General features: G+C 67.4%; 4 protein-coding genes. 2 read left to right on the top strand and 2 right to left on the bottom strand.

All coding sequences use genetic code 11. The features are described 5' to 3' along the window. Nucleotides 1-245: 245 nt before the first annotated feature. Together OS124_RS0100360 and OS124_RS0100365 are read right to left on the bottom strand one after the other, a co-directional pair. Nucleotides 246-1,364 carry a thioesterase domain-containing protein gene (locus OS124_RS0100360; RefSeq protein ID WP_010137252.1) on the bottom strand — a complete coding sequence of 373 codons (1,119 nt, stop codon included), beginning with the start codon at nt 1,362-1,364 and terminating at the stop codon, nt 246-248. Then, nucleotides 1,357-2,841 carry a class I adenylate-forming enzyme family protein gene (locus OS124_RS0100365; RefSeq protein WP_168161413.1) on the bottom strand — a complete coding sequence of 495 codons (1,485 nt, stop codon included), beginning with the start codon at nt 2,839-2,841 and terminating at the stop codon, nt 1,357-1,359. The genes OS124_RS0100360 and OS124_RS0100365 overlap by 8 nt, the downstream gene beginning before the upstream one ends. Before the next feature lie 130 nt (nt 2,842-2,971). Here OS124_RS0100365 and OS124_RS0100370 point away from each other — a divergent pair, with 130 nt between their 5' ends. Together OS124_RS0100370 and OS124_RS0100375 are read left to right on the top strand one after the other, a co-directional pair. Next, nucleotides 2,972-3,919, top strand: coding sequence for a TAXI family TRAP transporter solute-binding subunit (locus OS124_RS0100370; RefSeq protein WP_010137254.1), 948 nt, complete (start codon nt 2,972-2,974; stop codon nt 3,917-3,919). Between the two features lie 14 nt (nt 3,920-3,933). Further along, the coding region (locus OS124_RS0100375) for a TRAP transporter large permease subunit (protein ID WP_010137255.1) at nt 3,934-4,750 on the top strand (817 nt) is incomplete at its 3' end.

Consider the following 4,750-nt stretch of genomic DNA (forward strand, 5'->3'; position numbering starts at 1 on the left):
CAAGGCCCGCCAGCGCCCCCGGCGCTCAGGCCCAGGGCTGCGTGGGACAGGGGCTGGCCGACGCCCGCCCCTCACCGAAGAACTGCATAAGCCCGGGCCAAGATCAACGCCCGCCGAACTTGCATAAACACAGGAGCCGCGCGCAGCTGATCGAAGAAGATCAGCAGATCCGGTTCAGGCCCCGGTCGACCTCCGGACATGGGTCGCCGAGGTGACACAAAGGGCTCAACGGCCTGCCCGGGCCGTCAGGCTGCCTGGCCCGGTGCGACCTCGTCGAGAGCTGACTGGAAGGCCCGGGCCACCTCGGGCCCGCTGGCGCCGGTGATGTCCATGTGGCTCTCGGCTGCAAGGTGAACGCGTGCATTCGGCAGGATCGCCCGGCCATAGGACGTGGGATCCTCGAAATAGGCCATATGCTCCCGCGCGGCGAGGACATCGACGCGGCCGGGGAAGGGCGCGGGCCAGTAGTGACGTGCGTAGGCCCGCAACAGGGAACGGGCGCGCGGATCGAAGCCGGGGCGGGCGAAGCTTCTGGGGCCCTTGCCGGTCAGCCGGTTGCGCCATTCCTTCAGTCGCATACGCAGGTAGAACAGCCGCACGCGCAGGGCCAGGGCCCTGTCGCTTTCGAAGTCGGCGGGACTGGTGCCGTCGCTCCAGCGTCCGCTGAGCAGCAGCGAGACGATGCGGGTCGCCAGCTTGCCCCTTTCCCCCCGATAGCGTGCTTCGAGGTTCGTCGGCGGATAGGGATCCAGCAGGACCAGCCGCTCGACAGGGCGGCCGGCCTCGGCAAGCTGCCGCGCCATCTCGAGGGCGATCAGCCAGCCGATGCAGAACGAGGCCAGGATGACGGGCCCCTCGGGGTAGTCGCGCTGGACCTGCGCCACGTATTCGTTGGCCACGCCCTCGATCCGGTGCGGGATCGGACGGTTGCCGCGGATGCCGGGCAGCTCGAAGATGATCAGTTGCTGATCTTCGGCCAGCCCTTCGTAGAAGGCCGGACGGGGCACCGTGTGGCCGGTCATGCCATGGACGACGAAGACCGGCGTCCGGCCGCTGGCGACGGGCGGCGCGAGGTCCCCGACGAGCGCGTTGGCGATCTTGCGCGGCGAGCCCTGGTCGAACAGTCGCGAGATCGGGAATTCGAGGTCCAGCACCCGTGTCAGCTCCATGCCGAGCTGCTCTCCGGTCAGGGAATCCCCGCCGAGGTCGTAGAATTCGTCCTCCATGCCAACCCTGTCCAGGTTGAACACCTGCGCGAAGGCGGCAACGATCAGCTCTTCCGTCGCAGTGGCCGGGGCAACATAGGGAGAGGGCAGCCGCAGGTCCTCGCGGCGCAGGGTGGTCGCTTCGCCGTGCTCATGCATTTTCCTGCTCCAGCTGGGCGACCAGATCCCGCTTGAGGATCTTGCCGTTGTTGTTGCGCGGCATGGCCTCGACCAGGATCACCCGGCGCGGGCGTTTGTCCGGTGCCAAGGTCGTGCGGCAATGGGCCTCGATCGTCGCCAGGTCGAGAGGGCGGTTGGTCTCGATGAAGGCGGCGATTTCCTGGCCGAACTGGGCCGAGGCATAGCCGACGACGGCGCAGTCCCGGACCCCGTCGAGGCGCGCTATGGCGGTCTCGACTTCGGCCGGGTAGACGTTGGCGCCGCCCCGGATGATCATGTCCGAAGTGCGGCCGGTGATGGTCAGGAAGCCGCCGTTGCTGATGATGCCGTGATCGCCGGTATAGGCCCATCCATCAAGGAAGCGGTCGCCGGTGTCGCGGCTGCGGTTTTCGAAGAGGCGATGTGCCATGGCGGGCGAGCGCACGCGCAGGATGCCGGTCTCTCCCTCCGGGACGCGGTTGCCCTCGGCATCGACGGTTTCGATGCGGACCAGCGGCAGGATGCGGCCCGAGGTGTCGGGATGCCTATCCACATCCTCGCCGTAGAGTACCGAGCAGGTGCCGGTGATCGAGCTGGAGAAGCAGAACATGAAGTTGGGGTTGAGCAGGCGTCGGGCCCGTTGCTTGTCGCGCGCGGGCATCGACGAGCCCCCGACATAGAGCGTGCCGAGCCCGGGCATCAGCGGCGCCGCGCCATCTTCGGTCAGGTCGAGCATCGAGGCGACCGTGGTCGGCACCGTGAAGATGAAGGAGGCGCCGATCGAATTGACCGCCTCGACCAGTTCTCCTGCGCCGAAGATCGGCGGGAAGAAGTGCAGCGTCCCCCCCGCCAGCAGCCGGGCGATGGAATGGTTGCGCGATCCGGAAGAGGACATCGGCACGGCGTTCAGGAAGATCCCGTCGAGGACGTAGCAGCCTTCCTGGGAATAGCCGAAGAAGCGCGCCATGACCGAGTGGTGATCCAGCTCGATTCCCAGCGGTCGCCCGGTGGTGCCCGAGGTCAGCGAGATCAGCGCCGGACGGGCCGGGCCGGTACAGGGCGGCGGGGTGGCGGGCAGGTGCATCCGCGCCTCGCGCCAGGCGGCATCGACCACCATCGAGGCGTAATCCGCACCACCGATGTCGCGATCCTCGATGATCGCGGCGAGGCCGAATTCCCCCGCCAGCCGGATCTTCTCGTCCGGACGGGCGCGGAAATCGATGGGGACGGCGACCGCATCCATCATCCAGATCGCGAAGATCGAGATCATGGTCTCGGCACTGTCCCGGCTGGCGATGCCGATGCGGTCGCCGGGCGCGAGGCCCCGGGCCCGAAGTGCATGGGCGGTTCGCGCCGCCATGGCCGCCAGCTCGGCGTAGGTCAGCTGCAGGTCGCCCTGGACGATGGCGGGGCGGTCGGGGTGGCGGGCGGCGCGGGCCCAGAGGCAGTCTGCCAAAGAAACCTTGGTGGAACTCAAAAGGGACTCCAGTTCAATGACGGGCAGAGTTGCTACCTGCTGGTCAGGCCCGATACTGGCTAGACAAGACAATCGGTCGCAGTAAGCTTGCACGAGAGTGCTATTGACATTCTTATATCCTGAGAGACCGATGACAAGCTTTGTACGTGCCCTCGCTGCCGCCACCCTCGTCCTGACTGCGGGCATCGCTCAGGCAGATCCCCTGGGGATCGTCACCGCCAAACAGGGGTCGTCCACCTACAACCTGGGGCTGGCAATGGCCAAGGCCGGTGCCGAGATCGGTGGGCTGGACTTGCGGCCGGTGCCCTACCAGAGCACCAGCCAGGGCAGCACCTTCGTCAACTCCGGCGAAGTGGCCTTCGGTCTCGAGAACTCGGTCGCCGTGGGGACCGCTTACCTGGGCAAGGACAAGTTTGCCGGCAACGCGCTTGAGAACGTCCGCCTCGTGGCGCGTTTGCTGCCGTTGCGCATGTCTCTCGGGGTGCGGGCGGACAGCGAGATCCAGAGCGTGGCCGATCTGCGCGGCAAGCGCCTGCCTTCGGGGTTCGGCGCCGCGGTGACCGGCGAGATGCTGGTGCAGGCGATGCTGGCCACCGAGGGGCTGGCCTATGACGACGTGAAAAGGGTCCGGGTCTCGAACTTCACCACCATGGCTGAAACCTTCGCCGCGGGGGACCTGGATGCCTATATTTTCGTAATTGGTTCGCCGCGGGACGAGAAGATCTCGCAGCAGGTCGGCGGGCTGCGCGCGCTGGACCTCAGCGACAGCTCCGAGGCGCTGGCCGGGGTCCACCGGTTCCTGCCGGTCGCCTCGCTGTTTGACCTGGCGCCGGATCCCGCGATCCAGGACATCGACACCGAGACCACGATCCTGCAGTACGACTATTTCGTCTATACCTCCGCCGATACCGACGACGAGACGGTGACCGCGCTGCTGCGCAGTCTTCACGGCGGCAAGGCGATGATGGAAGACTCCGTGGCCAGCCTGCGCTGGTTCGATCCCGAGGCGATGAACCCCGCGATCGGCGTGCCCTATCACCCGGCGGCCGTGGCCTTCTTCCAGGACATCGGCAGCTGAGCGCAAGACGCCTGATGATGCCCTCCGCCCCTGCCAGGATCTGCGGCGCGCTCGCTGCCGTCTCGGGCGCGACCGCCGTGTTGCTGCCTTTCCTCTATGCGCTGGACCCGTTCCGCATCAGCTCCGCCTGGATCGTGGACGAGCAGTTCCTGGCCGCCATGCTGGGCGCGGCGCTGGTCTTTGGCTTCGCCCGAAGGGCGCAGCGGGCGGCAGGGCGGACGGCACGGCTGGCCTTCCTGTTGCTGGCGGTGCTGGCGGCAGGAGCCGCGGCGGCCATCACCCGCCACTACGGCAGCGAGTCGATGCTCTTCGTGCAGGCGACGCCCCTGCTGATTGCGGTCTCGGGTACCTTGCTGGCCCTCTGCCTCGTCGCGACACGCTTCCACGGCGGCTGGCAGATGCTGCTGATGGTGCTGGGGTTCTTCATCTTCGGCTATGTGGCCCAGTTTCTCGACGGGATGTTCGCCGCGGCACAGGTGCAGTTCGACCGCTACCTGGTCTACATGACCTTCGGCGGCGATGGCCTGTTGGGGCGGGCCATCGACATCATCTCTCGGACAGTGACGATCTTCGTCGTCTTCGGCATCGCCTACGAGATCTCGGGCGGCTCCGACACCATCGCGGCGCTGGCGCTGAAGGCGGCGCGGATCGGGCGGGGCAGCGCGATCAAGGTCACTGTCCTCGCCTCGGGCCTGTTCGGGACGATCAGCGGCAGCGCGACCTCGAACGTGCTGACCTCCGGGGCCTTCTCCATCCCGGGAATGCGCCGGGTAGGCGTGCCACCGGCGACGGCCGGCGGGATCGAGGCGGTGGCCTCGACCTGCGGCCAGA

The organism is Oceanicola sp. S124, assembly GCF_000220565.1.
Classification (GTDB): domain Bacteria; phylum Pseudomonadota; class Alphaproteobacteria; order Rhodobacterales; family Rhodobacteraceae; genus Pseudooceanicola.